Raw genomic sequence first — 18,370 nt, forward strand, 5'->3', positions numbered from 1 at the left:
TGCCGATGAACGACCTTCAGCCTCGCCGCAACCAGGATGCGGCCTCCCACGGCACCCTGTACCTGGTGTTTCGCATCGGCGACCAGCGCTTTGCCCTGGACGCCCATGAGGTCGCCGAAGTGCTGCCGCGCCTGCCGCTCAAGCCCATTGCCCAGACCCCGGCCTGGGTGGCCGGGGTGCTGGCGCATCGTGGCGCGCTGGTACCGGTGATCGACGTCGGCGCCTTGAGCTTCGGTTTGCCGGCGCCGGTGCGCACCAGCACGCGCCTGGTCCTGGTGCACTACCGTGCCGACCCGTTGCGCCCGCACTTGCGGCTGGGGCTGATCCTCGAACAGGCCACCGATACCCTGCGTTGCGACCCCGCCGAGTTCCAGCCCTATGGCCTGGACAACCAGCAGGCGCCTTACCTGGGGCCGGTGCGCGAGGATGCCCACGGTTTGCTGCAGTGCATCGGTGTACAGGACCTGCTCAGCGCCGAGGTGCGCCAGCTGTTGTTCCCGCCTGAGCTGGCGGCGAGCGACGAGGGCCTGGCATGAGTGGCGAACAGCGCTTCTTTCGCTTTTTGCAGGATCGGATCGGCCTGGATGTCGCCTCGGTCGGCGCAGCGATGGTCGAGCGCGCCTTGCGTCAGCGCTGCGCCACCCTCGAAGCCCGCGACCTGGATGACTACTGGCTGCGCCTGCAGCAGTCGAGCCAGGAGCAGCAGGCGCTGATCGAGGCGGTGATCGTCCCGGAAACCTGGTTCTTCCGTTATCCGGAGTCGTTCAACGCCCTGGTGACCCTGGCGCGCAAGCGCCTGGCCGAGCTCGGTGGCATGCGCCCGCTGCGCATCCTCAGCCTGCCGTGCTCGACCGGCGAAGAGCCGTATTCGATTGCCATGGCCCTGCTCGACGGCGGCTTTGCCGGGCACAGCTTTCGCGTCGACGCTATGGACATCAGCCCCAATTCGATTGATCGCGCCGAACAGGCGCTGTACGGGCGCAACTCGTTCCGTGGCTCGCACCTGGACTTTCGCGAGCGGCACTTCAGCGACAGCGACGAAGGCCAGCGCCTCGACGAGCGGGTTCGCCAGCAGGTCAAGCTGCAGGTCGGCAATGTCCTGGATCCGGCGCTCAAGGCCCGGGAGGGCAGTTACGATTTCGTGTTCTGCCGCAACCTGCTGATCTATTTCGACGTCCCCACCCAGCAGCGGGTGTTCGAGGTGCTCAAAAGCCTGATCCATGAGCAAGGTGTGCTGTTCATCGGCCCGGCCGAAGGCAGCCTGCTGGCACGCATGGGCATGCGCCCGGTGGGCATTGCCCAATCCTTTGCCTACGTACGCCAGGCTGAAATGCAGCCGGCGCCGCCGAGCAAGCCGTTGGCGATCCCTTTGCCGTTGACAGTGCCGGTGACGGCGGCCAGCGTGCCGCGCCCGGCGTCGGCGCCGCTGACAGTCCGCAAGCTCAAGCCGATTGCGCCGCCGCCGGCGAAGCCCGCCGCGCAGGATGCGGCCAGCCAATTGCTGGCGCAGATCGCCCAGTTGGCCAATGCCGGCAGCAGCACCGAGGCCCAGGCCGCGTGTACCCGCTACCTGCAGCAGTATCCGCCCACTGCCCAGGTGTTCTACTGGCTGGGCTTGCTCAGTGATACCGCCGGCGACAGCGGCGAAGCCCTGAGCCATTACCGCAAGGCGCTGTACCTTGACCCCCAGCATCCGGAGGCACTGGTGCACCTGGCCGCGCTGCTGGCTTCGCAAGGTGATGTCGCAGGCGCCCGGCGCCTGCAGGAACGGGCCGCACGGCGCGCTGACCGGGAGTCTGAGCAATGATGGGTGACAACGACGTGCAACTGGTCGCCAGTGACGCCGCCAGCATCGACGATTGCTGGAACCGTATCGGCGTACACGGCGACAAGAGCTGCCCGCTGCTTGATGAACATATTCACTGCCGCAACTGCGACGTCTATGCCGCTGCAGCGACGCGCCTGCTGGACCGCTATTCGTTGTCTCAGGAAGCCCACGAGCAGAGCGAGGCGCCTGAGCAAGCCAGCAGTGGCCGCTCATTGCTGCTGTTTCGCCTGGGCGAGGAGTGGCTGGCGCTGGCCACCCGCTGCCTGGTCGAGGTTGCGCCGCTGCAGCAGGTGCATTCCCTGCCACACCAGCGCTCGCGGGTGCTGCATGGCGTGGCCAATGTACGTGGCGCGCTGGTGCCCTGCCTGTCGCTGGGCGACCTGCTCGGCCTTGAAACCCAGGGTTCGGCGCCAACCTCGGCGCGGATCATGCCGCGCATGCTGATCATCGCCGCTGCCGGCGGCTCGGTGGTGGTCCAGGTCGATGAAGTGGACGGCATCCATGCTCTGGACCCCGTCCGTCTGGGGGCCGAGCAGGGCGAAACGCGTTTTACCGCAGCGGTGCTGCAATGGCGTGGACGCAGTGTTCGCGTGCTGGATGAAGACCAAGTGCTGTCTGCCGTGAACCGGAGCCTGTCATGACCCCAGAGCAAATGCGCGACGCCTCGTTGCTCGAGCTGTTCAGCCTGGAGGCCGAAGCCCAGACCCAGGTGCTCAGTGCCGGGCTGCTGGCGCTGGAGCGCAACCCGACCCAGGCCGACCAGCTTGAAGCGTGCATGCGCGCAGCCCATTCGCTCAAGGGCGCGGCGCGGATTGTCGGCGTCGATGCCGGGGTCAGCGTCGCCCATGTCATGGAAGACTGCCTGGTCGGCGCCCAGGAAGGCCGCTTGCTGCTGCGCCCGGAGCACATCGATGCGCTGTTGCAGGGCACCGACCTGCTGATGCGCATCGCCACGCCGGGCGATGCCAGTATCGACGCCGCGGTGCAGACCTTTCTGGTGCAGATGGCCGCGTTGCTCGACCCTGGTGCACCAGCAGCGCCTGCGATCGCAGCGCCGCCATTGCCGGAACCCGAGCCCGAACCCGAACCACTGGCGGCCGAGCTGCCAAGCGTTGACCCCGAGCCCGAGGTCGAAGCCGCGCCGGTGCGCAGCGGCAAACGCACGACCGAGGGCGGTGAGCGGGTCTTGCGGGTCACGGCTGAGCGCCTGAACAGCCTGCTCGACCTGTCGAGCAAATCGCTGGTCGAAACCCAGCGGCTCAAGCCTTACCTGGCCACCCTGCAGCGCCTCAAGCGCATGCACGGGCAAAGCATCCGCGCCCTCGATGGCCTCAAGCAGCAACTGGAAAGCAGCGGCCAGAGCGCCGAAGTCCAGGACGCTTTGGCCCAGGCCCAGCGTCTGCTCGGTGAGACCCAGCAAATTCTGTTGCAGCAAGCCTCCGATCTCGATGAGTTCGGCTGGCAGGCCAGCCAGCGCGCGCAGCTGCTGTACGACACTGCACTGGCCTGTCGCATGCGTCCGTTTGCCGATGTGCTGACCGGGCAAAGCCGCATGGTCCGTGACCTTGGTCGTTCGCTGGGCAAGCAGGTGCGCCTGGACATCGACGGCGAGAAAACTCAGGTCGACCGCGACGTACTGGAAAAGCTCGAAGCGCCCTTGACTCACCTGCTGCGCAATGCCGTCGATCACGGTATCGAATCGCCCGAGCGGCGCCTGGTGGCCGGCAAGCCCCTGGAAGGGCAGATCCGCCTGCGTGCCTCGCACCAGGCCGGCCTGCTGGTGCTTGAGATCAGCGACGATGGCGGCGGCGTCGACTTGGCGCACTTGCGCCAGAGCATCGTCGAGCGCCAGTTGTCACCGGCCGAAACCGTGGCGCAGATGAGCGAGGCCGAGCTGCTGACCTTCCTGTTTTTGCCCGGTTTCAGCCTGCGTGACCGGGTTACCGAGGTGTCCGGGCGCGGTGTCGGCCTGGACGCCGTGCAGCACATGGTTCGCCAGTTGCGCGGCTCGATCGAGCTGACCCAGACCAGCGGCCAGGGCAGTTGCTTTCACCTCGAAGTGCCGCTGACCCTGTCGGTGGTGCGCAGCCTGGTGGTCGAGGTTGGCGCCGAAGCCTATGCCTTCCCGCTGGCACATATCGAACGCACCCTGGAGCTGCCGGCCGAGGCCATCGTGCAGATCGAGGGCCGCCAGCATTTCTGGCATGAGGGCCGGCATATCGGCCTGGTCGCGGCCAGCCAGTTGCTCAACCGTCCGCCAAGCCAGGGCGAAGGGCAGAGCATCAAGGTGGTGGTGATTCGCGAGCGCGACATGCTCTACGGCGTGGCAGTCGAGCGCCTGATCGGCGAACGGGTGCTGGTGGTGATGCCGCTGGACGCGCGCCTGGGCAAGGTCCAGGATATTTCCGCCGGGGCTTTGCTCGACGACGGCGCGGTGGTGCTGATCATCGATGTCGAAGACCTGCTGCGTTCGGTGGAAAAACTCCTCAGCACCGGCCGCCTGGAGCGTATCGAGCGCGGCCAGCGCAGCGTGCGCGAGGCGGCGCGCAAGCGCGTGCTGGTGGTCGACGACTCGCTGACCGTGCGCGAACTGCAGCGCAAGCTGCTGAGCAACAAGGGCTATGAAGTGGCCGTTGCGGTCGACGGCATGGACGGCTGGAACGCCTTGCGCAGCGAAGACTTCGACCTGCTGATCACCGACATCGACATGCCGCGCATGGACGGTATCGAACTGGTCACGCTGCTGCGGCGCGACAGCCGCCTGCAATCGCTGCCGGTGATGGTGGTGTCGTACAAAGACCGCGAAGAAGATCGTCGCCGTGGACTGGACGCCGGGGCCGACTACTATTTGGCAAAGGCCAGTTTTCACGATGATGCCTTGCTCGACGCCGTCGTCGAGCTGATCGGGGGAGCGCAGGGATGAAAATCGCCATCGTCAACGACATGCCCATGGCCGTGGAGGCCTTGCGCCGGGCGTTGGCATTCGAACCGGCCCATCAGGTGATCTGGGTCGCCAGCAATGGCGCCGATGCGGTCAAGCTGTGTGCCGAGCAGTTACCGGACCTGATCCTCATGGATTTGATCATGCCGGTCATGGATGGCGTCGAGGCCACCCGGCGGATCATGGCCGAGACGCCGTGCGCCATCGTGATCGTCACCGTCGACCGCCAGCAGAACGTCCACCGGGTGTTTGAGGCCATGGGCCATGGCGCCCTCGACGTAGTCGATACTCCGGCCCTTGGCGCCGGCGATCCGCGTGAGGCGGCAGCGCCGCTGCTGCGCAAGATCCTCAATATCGGCTGGCTGATCGGCCAGCAGCGCAGCACCCCGACCCGGGCCATGGCCGCGCCGGTGCGAGAAGCCGCGCAGCGCCAGGGCCTGGTTGCCATTGGCTCTTCGGCGGGCGGTCCGGCGGCCCTGGAAGTGCTGCTCAAGGGCTTGCCGCGCAGTTTTCCGGCGGCCATCGTGCTGGTCCAGCACGTTGACCAGGTGTTCGCCGCCGGCATGGCCGAATGGCTCAGCAGCGCCTCGGGCCTGGCGGTGCGCCTGGCCAGCGAAGGCGAGCCGCCGCAACCGGGGGAGGTGCTGCTGGCCGGCACCAACCACCACATTCGCCTGCTCAAGAACGGCAACCTGGCCTATACCGCTGAGCCGGTAAACGAAATCTACCGGCCCTCGATCGACGTATTTTTTGAAAGCGTGGCCCGCTACTGGCGCGGCGACGCGGTCGGCGTACTGCTCACCGGCATGGGGCGCGATGGCGCCCAGGGCCTGAAGCTGATGCGCCAACAGGGCTTTCTGACCATCGCCCAGGATCAGCAGAGCAGCGCGGTGTACGGCATGCCCAAGGCAGCCGCCGCGATAGACGCCGCCGTCGAAATTCGCCCTCTGGAGCGAATCGCCGCGCGATTGATGGAAATTTTTCCAAAATGACGATATGTATTGAGCCACGCCGGCTGGCCGGCAGTGACCAGGTGACAGCGCATGAATGATTTACCGCTCGACGGTTTTCCGACCATGAATGAAAATTCGGCAATGGTCCTCTTGGTCGACGATCAGGCAATGATCGGCGAAGCGGTGCGGCGTGGCCTGGCTCACGAAGAGAACATCGATTTCCACTTCTGCGCCGACCCGCACCAGGCGGTGGCCCAGGCTGTGCGCATCAAGCCCACGGTGATTCTCCAGGACCTGATCATGCCCGGCCTTGACGGCCTGACCCTAGTGCGCGAATACCGCAACAACCCGGCCACCCAGGACATCCCGATCATCGTCCTGTCGACCAAGGAGGACCCGCTGGTCAAGAGCGCCGCCTTTGCCGCCGGGGCCAACGACTACCTGGTGAAGCTGCCGGACAACATCGAGCTGGTGGCGCGTATCCGCTACCACTCGCGCTCCTACCTGACCCTGCTGCAGCGCGACGAGGCCTACCGCGCCCTGCGCGTCAGCCAGCAGCAGTTGCTCGACACCAACCTGGTGCTGCAGCGGCTGATGAACTCCGACGGCCTCACGGGGCTTTCCAACCGTCGCCACTTCGACGAGTACCTGGAGCTGGAATGGCGCCGGGCCATGCGCGAACAGGCGCAGCTGTCGTTGCTGATGATCGATGTCGACTATTTCAAGTCGTTCAACGACACCTTCGGCCACCTGGCCGGTGACGAAGCGCTGCGCAAGGTCGCCGAAGCCATTCGCGCCTCCTGCGCCCGCCCCAGCGACCTGCCGGCCCGTTACGGTGGCGAGGAATTCGCCCTGGTGCTGCCCAACACCTCGCCGGGTGGCGCCCGCCTGGTGGCGGAAAAACTGCGCCAGACCGTGGCGGCGATGAACATCGCCCACACCATGCCCAACGCCGACTCGGTGCTCACCGTGAGTATCGGCCTGGCGACCCTCACCCCGGGTATCGGCAGCCATTGCCGGCAACTGATTTCGGCAGCGGACAAAGGCCTGTACCTGGCCAAGAACAACGGCCGTAACCAGGTCGGGGTGGATTGACGGCAGCTACAAGGGGCAAGCTTCAAGCGGCAAGAAAAACTGCAGCGCCGGGCATTTCTCCGGCCTCTTGTCGCTTGTAGCTTGCCGCTTGAAGCTGTAACTCCGCTATACTCTCCGGCTTTTCTACAGAATACGCACGAGAGCTGCCCGCCCATGGAAATCCAACCGATCCTGAACACCATCAAGGACCTCACCGAGCGCTCCGAGTCCATTCGGGGGTATCTTTGACTACGATCAAAAGCATGACCGCCTGATCGAAGTCAACCGCGAGCTCGAAGACCCGAACGTCTGGAACAAGCCCGAGTACGCTCAGGCCCTGGGCCGCGAACGTGCCATGCTGGCGCAGGTCGTCGAGACCCTGGACAAGATGTCCGGTGGCCTGGCCGACTGCCAGGACCTGCTCGACATGGCCGTCGAGGAAAATGACGAAGGCGCCGCGAGCGACGTCGTGACCGAGCTGCAAGGTCTGGAAGAAAGCCTGGCACAGCTTGAGTTCCGTCGCATGTTCAGCGGCGAGATGGACATGAACAACGCCTACCTGGACATCCAGGCCGGCTCCGGTGGTACCGAAGCGCAGGACTGGGCCAACATCCTCCTGCGCATGTACCTGCGCTGGGCCGACAAGCGCGGTTTCGACGCCACCATCATCGAGCTTTCCGAGGGTGAAGTCGCCGGCATCAAGGGTGCCACCGTGCACATCAAGGGCGAGTACGCCTTCGGCTGGCTGCGTACCGAGATCGGCGTGCACCGCCTGGTGCGCAAGAGCCCGTTCGACTCCGGCGCCCGTCGCCACACCTCGTTCTCGGCGGTGTTCGTGTCGCCCGAGATCGACGACAAGGTCGAAATCGACATCAACCCGTCCGACCTGCGCGTCGACACCTACCGCTCCTCGGGCGCCGGTGGCCAGCACGTAAACACCACCGACTCGGCAGTACGTATCACCCACGTGCCGACCAACACCGTGGTGGCCTGCCAGAACGAACGCTCCCAGCACGCCAACAAGGACACCGCCATGAAAATGCTGCGGGCCAAGTTGTACGAGCTGGAAATGCAGAAGCGCAACGCCGCCTCGCAGGCATTGGAAGACAGCAAGTCGGACATCGGCTGGGGCCACCAGATCCGTTCGTACGTGCTGGATGACTCGCGTATCAAGGACCTGCGTACCGGCGTCGAGCGCAGCGACTGCCAGAAGGTGCTGGACGGCGACCTCGACCAGTACCTGGAAGCGAGCCTCAAGCAGGGGCTGTAAGCCGCACACCACCGCCGCGATGCCCGGCCGCCCGCCGGCATCGCGTGCCCTGCCCGAAAAGGGCAACGAATACCTGATGGAAAGAATGACGACATGAGCGACCTGAAGACCGAATCGCAAGACCTGCAACAGGAAGAAAACAACCTGATCGCGCTGCGCAAGGAAAAACTTGCTGCCGAGCGCGCCAAGGGTAACGCCTTCCCCAACGACTTCCGCCGTGACAGCTACTGCAACGACCTGCAGAAACAGTATGTCGACAAGACCAAGGAAGAGCTGGAAGCTGCAGCGATTCCGGTCAAGGTTGCCGGGCGCATCATGCTCAACCGTGGCTCGTTCATGGTGATCCAGGACATGACCGGGCGCATCCAGGTCTACGTCAACCGCAAGACCCTGCCGGAAGAAACCCTGGCCGCGGTCAAGACCTGGGACCTGGGCGACATCATCGCCGCCGAAGGTACCCTGGCGCGCTCCGGCAAGGGCGACCTGTACGTCGAAATGACCAGCGTGCGCCTGCTGACCAAGTCGCTGCGCCCGCTGCCGGACAAGCACCACGGCCTGACCGACACCGAGCAGCGCTACCGCCAGCGCTACGTCGACCTGATGGTCAACGATGAAACCCGCCACACCTTCCGCGTTCGCTCGCAGGTCATCGCCCACATCCGCAACTTCCTGATGGCCCGCGACTTCCTCGAAGTCGAGACGCCAATGCTGCAGACCATTCCTGGTGGCGCCGCAGCCAAGCCGTTCGAAACCCACCACAATGCCCTGGACATGCAGATGTTCCTGCGCATCGCCCCGGAGCTGTACCTCAAGCGCCTGGTGGTCGGTGGTTTCGAGAAGGTCTTCGAGATCAACCGCAACTTCCGTAACGAAGGCGTTTCGACCCGGCACAACCCCGAGTTCACCATGCTCGAGTTCTACCAGGCCCACGCCGACTACGAAGACAACATGGACCTCACCGAGGAGCTGTTCCGCGAACTGGCCCAGCTGGTTCTGGGCAGCACCGACGTGCCGTATGGCGACAAGGTGTTCCACTTCGGCGAGCCGTTCGTGCGCCTGTCGGTGTTCGACTCGATCCTCAAGTACAACCCCGAGATCAGCGCCGCCGACCTGCAGGACATCGACAAGGCCCGTGAGATCGCCAAGAAAGCCGGCGCCAAGGTGCTCGGCTTCGAAGGCCTGGGCAAGCTGCAGGTGATGATTTTCGAAGAGCTGGTCGAGCACAAGCTCGAGCAGCCGCACTTCATCACCCAGTACCCGTTCGAAGTCTCGCCGCTGGCCCGTCGCAACGACGACAACCCGAACGTCACCGACCGCTTCGAGCTGTTCATCGGTGGCCGTGAAATCGCCAACGCCTACTCCGAGCTCAACGATGCCGAAGACCAGGCCGAGCGTTTCATGGCCCAGGTGGCCGAGAAAGACGCCGGTGACGACGAAGCCATGCACTACGATGCCGACTTCGTCCGTGCCTTGGAATACGGCATGCCGCCAACCGCCGGTGAAGGCATCGGCATCGACCGTCTGGTGATGCTGCTGACCAACTCGCCATCGATTCGCGACGTCATCCTGTTCCCGCACATGCGCCCACAGGCCTGAGCGAACTGAACAAGCCGCCTTCCGGGGCGGCTTTTTCATGCCTGGAAGAAATTCATCGATCGGATCCAACGTTTGGGGTAGACCAGCAGTGACTCCTGCAATGACTCAACAAGGCGCCGCCTGCGTGGCTACAGCGGTGGCCGAAAGCGTGCAGTACCAGGGCCGCAAGGCCAGCCGCGAAGGCAGCGAGCAGCGCCGCCAGCAGATCCTCGACGCGGCCATGCGCATCGTCGTGCGTGACGGCGTGCGCGGCGTGCGCCACCGCGCGGTGGCAGCCGAGGCCGGCGTGCCGCTGTCGGCGACCACCTATTACTTCAAGGACATCGAAGACCTGCTCACCGACACCTTCGCCCAGTATGTCGAACGCAGCGCGGCCTACATGGCCAAGCTCTGGGAGAACACCGAGGTGGTGCTGCGCCAGTTGCTCTCCCAGGGCGATGGCAGCCCGCAGTGGCGGGCGCGCCTGGCCGATGAAGTAGCGAAGATGACCACCGACTATGTGCAGCGCCAATTGCATAACCGCCGCGACTTTCTGATGGCCGAGCAGGCCTTTCGCCAGGAGGCGCTGCTGTGCCCGCGCCTGGCCGAGCTGGTCAAGCTGCACGAGCAGATTCTGCTGCGCGGCGCCGTGCAGATGCTGCAGGTGGTAGGCTCGTGTCAGCCACAACAGGATGCCCTGGTGTTGACGGCGATTATCGAGCAGATGGAATATCAGGGCCTGCTCGACGCTGAACAAGCCCAGGCTGAAGCGCCGATGCTCGCTATTCTTACCCGGTACCTGCATCTGGTCTTGGCGTCGGTGTAAGGCGCGAACCTATTTCAAGGAGAGGTTGATGAAAGCCAGAACCCTGCTGTTGGCATTGTCGTTCTTGCTGCTTGGCGGTTGTCTGGTCACCTTCAACGAGCCGATTCCGGGCAACAAACCTGCACCCAAGGCCCTGCTCGGCACCTGGACCAGCAAGGACGCCTGGGGCGAGCCGCTGACCCTGCAGATCAGCCGCAGCGGTGGCAACGCCTACAAGGCAGTGGCCATCGGCAAGAACAAGAAGCGCGACGAGTACGCCTTCACCGTGTCCCAGCACGGCAACCGCTGGTACCTCTCGGCCGGCGTGCCCAAGCGTCTGGGCGGCAACTTCCTGATTGGCGGTTTTGAAGTGCTCGATAACAAGGAACTGGTGGTCTACAACCTTGATGTCGAGCAGGTCAACCAGGCTGTGCAGAAGAAAGAACTCAGCGGCCGCAGCATCGAGGTGCCCGAAGAAAACGGCGAAGGGGTTCTAATCGACAGCCCGGCCGAGCGCGTCCTGGCTTACCTGGACGACCCGGCCAACTCCGACCTGTTCATCGAAGTGGCGCGCTTCAAGCGGGCCGGCAAGTAATCAGCGCAATTCAAGGAGTGTAGGGTGGACGAGTACCAGCAGACGATACGTGCCCTGTCTGATCGCATTGTCCTGGCGCAAACGCCCATTCGCGTGCTTGATGCGGTGAAGTGGGACGACAATATCCGCCAGGGTTTCCTCAAGGCCAAGGGCAAGGAGCTGCCAGCGGTAGACCGCGCCTACTACCAGGGCCGGCCGCTGTCGTTCGACTCGGCGGCAGTCAAGCTCGAGTTCCAGAACATCGAGCGCGACATCACCCGCCAGCTTGGCCAGTTCAACCCGGTCGGGCAGATCATGCGGCGCATGTGCAAGGAATACCGCATGGTGGTGCGCATGCTCGAAGCGCGCGGCACCGAGGATTTCGGCCTGATCTCCCAGGAACTGTACGGCGCCGCCTCCGATGCCTTCCATGCCGGTGACCCGACCCTGGCCGACCTCGGCCTGATGCTCTCGGACTACCTGAACAACATCGACGGCCGTGGCGACCTCAAGGACGAGCCGAAGAACCTCACCGCCAAGCAGGCTGTGGAGATGCTCCAGGGCCGCCTGAACAAGGTGTTCAACGAGGCCGAAGACACCATCCGCGTGTTCGAGTCCGACGGTATCGTCGCCGACGCCGCCGCTGGCGCCGACTACATCAAGATCCGCGCCGACGCCATGTTCAACAGCCGCGATGTGCGCGCGCTGGAGGTTCACGAAGGCCTGGTGCACGTCGGCACCACCCTCAACGGTCTCAACCAGCCGATCTGCACCTTCCTGGCCAAGGGCCCGCCCTCGTCGACCGTGACCCAGGAAGGCCTGGCGATCCTCATGGAAGTGATCGCCTTCGCCTCCTACCCCAGCCGTCTGCGCAAGCTGACCAACCGCACCCGCGCCATCCATATGGTCGAGGAGGGCGCCGACTTCATGCAGGTGTATGAGTTTTTCCGCGCCCAGGGTTTCGAGATGGCCGAAAGCTACGGCAACGCCAGCCGGGTGTTCCGCGGCTCGGTGCCCAATGGTTTGCCGTTTACCAAGGACTTGTCCTATCTCAAGGGCTTTATCATGGTTTACAACTATATTCAGTTGGCCGTGCGCAAGGGCAAGCTCGAACAGATCCCCTTGTTGTTCTGCGGCAAGACCACCCTTGAAGACATGCGCACCTTGCGCCAACTGGTCGATGAAGGCCTGGTGGAACCGCCCAAGTACCTGCCTGAGCAGTTTCGCGACCTCAACGCGCTGTCGGCCTGGATGTGTTTCTCCAACTTCCTCAACCACCTGAGCCTGGACCGGATTGAAGCCGATTACTCGAACATTCTCTGAAGCATGGCGCAGGCATCTGAGCCTGCTGCTGGTGCTGCTGAGTCTGGGCGGCTGCAGTTCGCTGTTGTTCTATCCCGAGCCTGGCCAGCCGTTCACCCCCGAGAAAGCCAAACTCGCGTACCGCGACGTGACCCTGACCGCCGCTGACGGCACCCGCCTGCATGGCTGGTGGCTGCCGGCCAAGGCCGGTGTCGAGGTCAAGGGCACGGTGCTGCACCTGCATGGCAATGGCGGCAACCTGGCCTGGCATCTGGGCGGCAGCTGGTGGTTGCCGGAGCAGGGTTATCAGGTGCTGTTGCTCGACTACCGCGGCTACGGCCTGTCGGAGGGCAAGCCCGGGCTGCCGGAGGTCTACCAGGACATCGCCGCGGCGCTGGCCTGGCTGGACCGGGCCCCCGAGGTGCAGGGCAAACCGCAGATCCTGCTGGGCCAGAGCCTGGGCGGCTCAATGGCTATCCATTACCTGGCCGAGCATCCGCGCCAGGCCGAGCGCTTCAAGGCCATGGTCTTCGATGGCGTACCGGCCAGCTACCGTCAGGTCGGGCGCTTTGCCCTGAGCAATTCGTGGTTGACCTGGCCGCTGCAGGTGCCTTTGTCGTGGCTGGTGCCCGATGGCGACAGTGCGATCCATTCGATCGCGCAGATCAAGACCCCGCCCAAGCTGTTCTTCCACAGCATCGACGACCCCATCGTGCCGCTGGTCAACGGCCTGCAGTTGTATCAGGCTGCGCCGCCCCCGAGGGTGTTGCAGCTGACCCGTGGCGGGCATGTGCAGACCTTTGCCGACAAGACCTGGCGCCAGGTCATGTTGCGCTTTCTGGACGACCCGAAGCATTTCAACGGGCTGCGGCGCCTGGCCGAAGTCCCCAACTACCCTGACGAGAAGTCGCAATGAGTGAAGAACGCAACGCCATCCCGCTGATCATTACCGGAGTCTGCAGCATCATCGGTACCGTCGCGGCCCTGTGGTACTACGGTTACCTGCATTTCGCCAAGCCCGAGGATGCCTTGCTGCTGTCCGACTTCACCATGCTCAAGACCATCCCTGGCGAGGACTACAAGATCTCCCTGCAGCCGGCCAGCCAGGTGGCGCAGTGCGTCGATGGCGTGCTGGTGTTGTTCGATACCGCGCAAAAAGGCCTGACGGGTGTGCTGGTCAACAACAAGAAGCAGGCGGTGCGTTGCCTGGGTCAGGAAACCCCACAAGAAGTGAAAGAGTAATTGCGGGAGCGGCGGTGCGGCGATCCGACTTGACCCGCGATGAAGGCCCGCAAGCCAAACAAAAATCCCGCCAGACGCGGCGGGATTTTTTTACTGCACAGCTAGCTTCAGTTCAGCTGGCTGACCGAACGCGGCGCCACCGGCTGGTTGTCGTTGGAAATGGTCACTTCCACCCGACGGTTCTGCGCGCGACCCGAGTTGCTGGTGTTGTCGGCCACCGGATACTCCTTGCCGTAGCCCTGGGCGACGATGCGCGCCGGATCTACACCGGCACGTACCAGCGCCATGCGCACGGCCGCGGCGCGGCGCTCGGACAGCGACTGGTTGTAGTTGGCGCTGCCCTTGCTGTCGGTGTAGCCCTCGACGATCACCTTGCGGTCAGGGTTCTCCTGGAGGAACTGCGCCAGCTTGGTGATGTTCGGGTAGGCGCTGCTCTTGAGCGTGGCCTTGTCGAAGTCGAACAGCACGTCGCCGAAGGTCACCAGGGTGCCGCGGTCGGTCTGCTTGGCGTTGAGGCTGTCCTGCAGCTTCTTGATCTGCGCATCGCGGGCATCCAGGCGCGCCTGGGCACGCTGGGCGGCAGCGTTTTTCAGGTTGCCTTCGGCAGTGCGCAGGGCAATGGTCTGCTTGGCCACTTCAACCCGCTGGTTGGTCAGGTAGGCAAGCTGGTCGACTTTTTTCGAGTCTTCCTTGTCCATGTAGGCTTTGTCGGCCTTGTTCAGCCAGTCCTGGGCGTCCTTGGTTTCAAGGGCCGCGACCTTGGCGGCCTGCGGGTTGCTCTGCAGGGCCGAGAAGTTGGTCCGGGCCGATTCCAGGTTGGCGTTCGGCTGCGTCGAGCAGGCGGCCAGGCCAACGCTCAGGGCCAGAAGGGCGGGGATCATCACGTGTTTACGCATAATGGTTCATCCTTTGATCGATTACGAATGCACGGGTCGGTGAGCGGGCGTCATTCGACGCTGCGCATGCCTTCCTCACGCAGGTCCTGAACGCCCTGGCGGGCATCCTGTACGGCTTTCTCGGCCTTGGCGGCCTGGGCCTTGCGCTCGGCGACGCGGGCGTCCCACTCGGCCTGCTCGGCCAGGCGCTTGGCGTCGTCGTACTTCTTGTCGTGCATGGCGATTTCCGCCTGTTTGAGCTTGTCCTGCGCAGCCTTCATCTCGACGGCGGCAAACTCGGTACCGCCGGCGCTGACAGCGGAATTGACCGCCGATTGCGTGACAGCGTACTGCTCGGTAGGTGGGTTGCCGGCACAGCCGGCCAGGACCAGGCTGCTGCCCAGTGCCAGCGCGGCCAGCTTGAGCCCGCGCAGGTGAGTGGACGGGGTGTTTGCGGTGCGGGTCTTCATGGTGGTCAACTCCATTGGATCACTCCTGATGAACAACGAATTCCGTAACAGTCCATCGGCGCGACCCGTCAGCTACGGGACTGCTCTGACCCGGTTCTGAAAGGGTTTTGCCGTGATGGCTATTGGCTGTGACCGAAGCGTTTTTTGAATAGTTCAGAAAAAAGTGCCGCTTGTTCGCGGTTTTTTCTGACTGATCGGTCAGTGGGTTTTTCGTTGAACTTTCAGGGGTGCCGGCGGTACGCGAGCGCCTGCGCGGGCGCTCGCAGCGCGGATCAGGAGGCGGGGTGGATCAAGGCTTGCCGGCCTCTTTGGGGTTGCTCATCTCGTGCAGGTAGCGGCGTGAAAGGGCAAGAAACCGCGGGGTCGGACCGATGTCCTGGTACAGCGGGTCACCCTCTTCGTCGGTGGCAATCACCTGCGCGCCCTGAACATACGGAAAGCTCGCTTCCAGCTCTTCAAGCGCAGCCCCGAGCAGTTCGCCGAGCAGTTCTTCGGGTTGGCGCTTGGGGTACATCTCGGCCAGGGCCGCCAGGCGCGCCGCCGCTTCCATGTCCAGGTGCAGGACATGGCCGGTGGGGCTCAGCGAGCCTTTGGCGTGCTGTTCCCAATGCTGGGCAAGATCACGGATTTTCATGATGGTCTCCTGTATGCCTGTGTTGAGCGTAGTTCACCCAGTAGCTCAACCCTGTAGCTCAGCCATGTAGCCCAGCCGTGGCCCTGCCTTGAAGCCCGGGCGCTACTGGGGCACTCTGGACCCAGAGCGGTTTTCCCGAATGCCGGAGACATGGCTGATGACTGATATCGATGTGCGCTTGCGTGAAGATGTTCATTTGTTGGGCGAGTTGTTGGGCGATACCGTGCGCGAGCAGCACGGCGAAGCGTTTTTGCAGACCATCGAGGACATACGCCGCAGTGCCAAGGCCGACCGCAGCGGTAGCGCCGAGCAACTGAGCTCGACCCTCAATGACCTCGCCGAAGACCAGCTGTTGCCGGTGGCGCGGGCCTTCAACCAGTTTCTCAACCTGGCCAACATCGCCGAGCAGTATCAGCTGATCCGCCGCCGCGACGCCGGCCAGGCCGAACCTTTCGAAGCGCGGGTGCTGCCCGAACTGCTGGCGCGGCTCAAGGCCGCCGGCCACAGCGACGATGCCCTGGCCCGGCAACTGGGCAAGCTCAGCATCGAGCTGGTGCTTACCGCCCACCCGACCGAGGTGGCGCGGCGCACCTTGATCCAGAAGTACGACGCGATTGCCGCGCAACTGGCTGCCCAGGATCACCGCGACCTGACCCCCGCCGAACGCGAGCAGATCCGCGAACGCCTGCAACGGCTGATCGCCGAAGCCTGGCACACCGAAGAAATCCGCCGCACCCGGCCAACCCCGGTAGACGAAGCCAAATGGGGCTTTGCGGTGATCGAGCATTCGCTATGGCAAGCGGTGCCACACCACTTGCGCAAGGTCGACAAGGCCCTGCACCAGGCCACCGGCCTGCGCCTGCCGCTGGAGGCGGCGCCGATCCGCTTTGCCTCGTGGATGGGCGGCGACCGTGACGGCAACCCCAATGTCACTGCGCCGGTGACCCGTGAAGTGCTGTTGCTGGCGCGCTGGATGGCCGCTGACCTGTTTTTACGCGATATCGATGCCCTGGCCGCAGAGCTGTCGATGCAGCAGGCCAGCGAAGCGCTGAGGGCCAAGGTGGGCGAGTCGGCCGAGCCTTATCGCGCCGTGCTCAAGCAATTGCGTGAGCGCCTGCGGGTCACCCGCGCCTGGGCCCATGCCGCGCTGACCACGGCGCAAGCGCCGGCCGCTGAAGTGCTGCAGGACAACCGTGAACTGTTCGAGCCGCTGCAGCTGTGCTTCGAATCACTGCATGCTTGCGGCATGGGCGTGATTGCCGATGGCCCACTGCTCGACTGCCTGCGTCGGGCGGTGACCTTCGGCCTGTTTCTGGTGCGTCTGGACGTGCGCCAGGACGCCGCCCGGCACACCTCGGCGCTGAGTGAAATCACCGAATACCTGGGCCTTGGCCGCTACGCCGAGTGGGATGAAGACGCGCGTGTGGCCTTCCTGCAGCAGGAACTCAACAGCCGGCGGCCACTGCTGCCCAGCTACTTCAGGCCCCAGGCCGACACCGCCGAAGTGCTCGCCACCTGCCGCGAGATTGCCGCTGCACCGGCAGCTTCGCTGGGCTCCTATGTGATCTCCATGGCCGGCGCCGCTTCCGATGTGCTGGCGGTGCAGTTGCTGCTTAAAGAGGCCGGCGTGCTGCGGCCGATGCGCGTGGTGCCGTTGTTTGAAACCCTCGCTGACCTGGACAACGCCGGGCCGGTGATGGAGCGCCTGCTGGGCTTGCCGGGGTATCGCGCCGGCCTGCACGGCCCGCAGGAGGTGATGATCGGCTATTCCGATTCGGCCAAGGATGCCGGCACCACGGCCGCGGCCTGGGCCCAGTACCGCGCCCAGGAAACCCTGGTGCGCATCTGCCGCGAGCAGCAGGTCGAACTGCTGTTGTTCCACGGCCGTGGCGGTACCGTCGGGCGTGGCGGCGGCCCGGCCCACGCGGCGATCCTGTCGCAGCCGCCGGGTTCGGTGGCCGGGCGCTTGCGCACTACCGAGCAGGGCGAGATGATCCGCTTCAAATTCGGCTTGCCGGACATCGCCGAGCAGAACCTCAACCTCTACCTGGCGGCGGTGCTCGAAGCGACCCTGCTGCCACCGCCGCCGCCACAACCGGCCTGGCGCGCGCTGATGGACCAGTTAGCTGCCGACGGCGTCAAGGCCTATCGCGGCGTGGTGCGCGACAACCCCGAGTTCGTCGAGTACTTCCGCCAGTCCACCCCCGAACAGGAACTCGGCCGCCTGCCGCTGGGCAGCCGCCCGGCCAAGCGCCGCGCCGGTGGCATCGAAAGCCTGCGGGCGATCCCGTGGATTTTCGGCTGGACCCAGACCCGCCTGATGCTGCCGGCCTGGCTCGGCTGGGAAGCGGCATTGAACAACGCCCTGGCTCGCGGCCAGGGGCCGTTGCTGGCCGAGATGCGCGAGCAGTGGCCGTTTTTCCGCACACGTATCGACATGCTGGAGATGGTTCTGGCCAAGGCCGATGCCGATATCGCCCGCTCCTACGACGAACGTCTGGTGCAACCAGAACTGCGACCTTTGGGTGCACATTTGCGCGACCTATTGTCGCAGGCGTGCGAGGTGGTGTTGGGGCTGACCGGGCAGCCGGTGCTACTGGCCCACAGCCCCGAAACCCTGGAATTCATCCGCTTGCGCAACACCTATCTGGACCCGCTGCATCTATTGCAGGCTGAGCTGCTGGCGCGCTCGCGTGGGCGTGAAGCCGCTCTGGACAGCCCGTTGGAGCAGGCCTTGCTGGTCACCGTGGCCGGCATCGCGGCAGGTTTGCGCAATACCGGCTGAGTTGGCAAAACGCTTTGCCGAGGGTTTGCCCAGGAAGGGCAG

17 protein-coding genes are annotated in these 18,370 nt (G+C 64.5%); 14 read left to right on the plus strand and 3 right to left on the minus strand.

Features of this window, described 5'->3' with window-relative positions; genetic code table 11:
• Nucleotides 1-5: 5 nt before the first annotated feature.
• From LOY22_RS05600 to LOY22_RS05660, 13 genes are all read left to right on the plus strand, one after another.
• Nucleotides 6-536 (plus strand): chemotaxis protein CheW, encoded by a 531-nt coding sequence (locus LOY22_RS05600; protein WP_045193678.1) that lies wholly within the window; start codon nucleotides 6-8, stop codon nucleotides 534-536.
• A complete protein-coding gene (locus tag LOY22_RS05605) occupies nucleotides 533-1,807 on the plus strand; it encodes a protein-glutamate O-methyltransferase CheR (protein ID WP_093386751.1) in 1,275 nt (424 codons plus the stop codon). Before LOY22_RS05600 ends, LOY22_RS05605 begins: the two co-directional genes overlap by 4 nt.
• Nucleotides 1,804-2,469, plus strand: coding sequence for a chemotaxis protein CheW (locus LOY22_RS05610; RefSeq protein ID WP_045193675.1), 666 nt, complete (start codon nucleotides 1,804-1,806; stop codon nucleotides 2,467-2,469). The genes LOY22_RS05605 and LOY22_RS05610 overlap by 4 nt, the downstream gene beginning before the upstream one ends.
• A complete protein-coding gene (locus tag LOY22_RS05615; protein ID WP_213602237.1) occupies nucleotides 2,466-4,751 on the plus strand; it encodes a hybrid sensor histidine kinase/response regulator in 2,286 nt (761 codons plus the stop codon). The genes LOY22_RS05610 and LOY22_RS05615 overlap by 4 nt, the downstream gene beginning before the upstream one ends.
• On the plus strand, nucleotides 4,748-5,761 hold the full coding sequence (locus LOY22_RS05620; RefSeq protein ID WP_258596774.1) for a chemotaxis response regulator protein-glutamate methylesterase: 1,014 nt from the start codon (nucleotides 4,748-4,750) through the stop codon (nucleotides 5,759-5,761). The genes LOY22_RS05615 and LOY22_RS05620 overlap by 4 nt, the downstream gene beginning before the upstream one ends.
• Nucleotides 5,762-5,812: 51 nt before the next feature.
• A complete protein-coding gene (locus LOY22_RS05625; protein WP_045193671.1) occupies nucleotides 5,813-6,817 on the plus strand; it encodes a PleD family two-component system response regulator in 1,005 nt (334 codons plus the stop codon).
• Nucleotides 6,818-6,970: 153 nt separating this feature from the next.
• Nucleotides 6,971-8,066 (plus strand): peptide chain release factor 2 gene (prfB, locus tag LOY22_RS05630; RefSeq protein ID WP_143013309.1). Its coding sequence is split into 2 segments (ribosomal slippage): nucleotides 6,971-7,042 and nucleotides 7,044-8,066, totalling 1,095 coding nucleotides; the frame shifts between segments, so codons are not numbered across the junction.
• A gap of 93 nt (nucleotides 8,067-8,159) precedes the next feature.
• The gene (lysS, locus tag LOY22_RS05635; RefSeq protein ID WP_045193670.1) at nucleotides 8,160-9,662 is read left to right on the plus strand and encodes a lysine--tRNA ligase; all 1,503 of its coding nucleotides are present in this window, start codon (nucleotides 8,160-8,162) and stop codon (nucleotides 9,660-9,662) included.
• 100 nt (nucleotides 9,663-9,762) lie between these two features.
• The gene (locus tag LOY22_RS05640; RefSeq protein WP_045193669.1) at nucleotides 9,763-10,467 is read left to right on the plus strand and encodes a TetR/AcrR family transcriptional regulator; all 705 of its coding nucleotides are present in this window, start codon (nucleotides 9,763-9,765) and stop codon (nucleotides 10,465-10,467) included.
• Nucleotides 10,468-10,495: 28 nt separating this feature from the next.
• Nucleotides 10,496-11,041, plus strand: a complete 546-nt coding sequence (locus LOY22_RS05645) for a hypothetical protein (protein WP_045193668.1) — start codon at nucleotides 10,496-10,498, stop codon at nucleotides 11,039-11,041.
• Between the two features lie 24 nt (nucleotides 11,042-11,065).
• Nucleotides 11,066-12,343, plus strand: coding sequence for a flavohemoglobin expression-modulating QEGLA motif protein (locus tag LOY22_RS05650; protein WP_045193667.1), 1,278 nt, complete (start codon nucleotides 11,066-11,068; stop codon nucleotides 12,341-12,343).
• Complete coding sequence (locus tag LOY22_RS05655) at nucleotides 12,315-13,238, plus strand: alpha/beta hydrolase (protein ID WP_093386731.1); 924 nt, start codon at nucleotides 12,315-12,317, stop codon at nucleotides 13,236-13,238. The genes LOY22_RS05650 and LOY22_RS05655 overlap by 29 nt, the downstream gene beginning before the upstream one ends.
• Nucleotides 13,235-13,564, plus strand: a complete 330-nt coding sequence (locus LOY22_RS05660; RefSeq protein WP_093386728.1) for a hypothetical protein — start codon at nucleotides 13,235-13,237, stop codon at nucleotides 13,562-13,564. Before LOY22_RS05655 ends, LOY22_RS05660 begins: the two co-directional genes overlap by 4 nt.
• Before the next feature lie 107 nt (nucleotides 13,565-13,671).
• Here LOY22_RS05660 and LOY22_RS05665 read toward each other — a convergent pair whose 3' ends face one another.
• The 3 genes from LOY22_RS05665 to LOY22_RS05675 all read right to left on the minus strand — a co-directional run bounded on the left by LOY22_RS05665 (nucleotide 13,672) and on the right by LOY22_RS05675 (nucleotide 15,543).
• Nucleotides 13,672-14,460, minus strand: coding sequence for an OmpA family protein (locus LOY22_RS05665; protein WP_045193663.1), 789 nt, complete (start codon nucleotides 14,458-14,460; stop codon nucleotides 13,672-13,674).
• Between the two features lie 50 nt (nucleotides 14,461-14,510).
• Nucleotides 14,511-14,924 carry a DUF4398 domain-containing protein gene (locus LOY22_RS05670; protein WP_045193662.1) on the minus strand — a complete coding sequence of 138 codons (414 nt, stop codon included), beginning with the start codon at nucleotides 14,922-14,924 and terminating at the stop codon, nucleotides 14,511-14,513.
• Nucleotides 14,925-15,198: 274 nt separating this feature from the next.
• A complete protein-coding gene (locus LOY22_RS05675; protein ID WP_093386725.1) occupies nucleotides 15,199-15,543 on the minus strand; it encodes a pilin assembly protein in 345 nt (114 codons plus the stop codon).
• 157 nt (nucleotides 15,544-15,700) lie between these two features.
• On the opposite strand from LOY22_RS05675, the gene ppc reads away from it, so the two are divergent.
• Nucleotides 15,701-18,328, plus strand: coding sequence for a phosphoenolpyruvate carboxylase (gene ppc / locus LOY22_RS05680; RefSeq protein ID WP_195885811.1), 2,628 nt, complete (start codon nucleotides 15,701-15,703; stop codon nucleotides 18,326-18,328).
• Nucleotides 18,329-18,370 lie beyond the last annotated feature (42 nt).

It is taken from the genome of Pseudomonas sp. B21-035, from assembly GCF_024748945.1.
In the GTDB taxonomy this organism is placed as follows: Bacteria; Pseudomonadota; Gammaproteobacteria; order Pseudomonadales; family Pseudomonadaceae; genus Aquipseudomonas.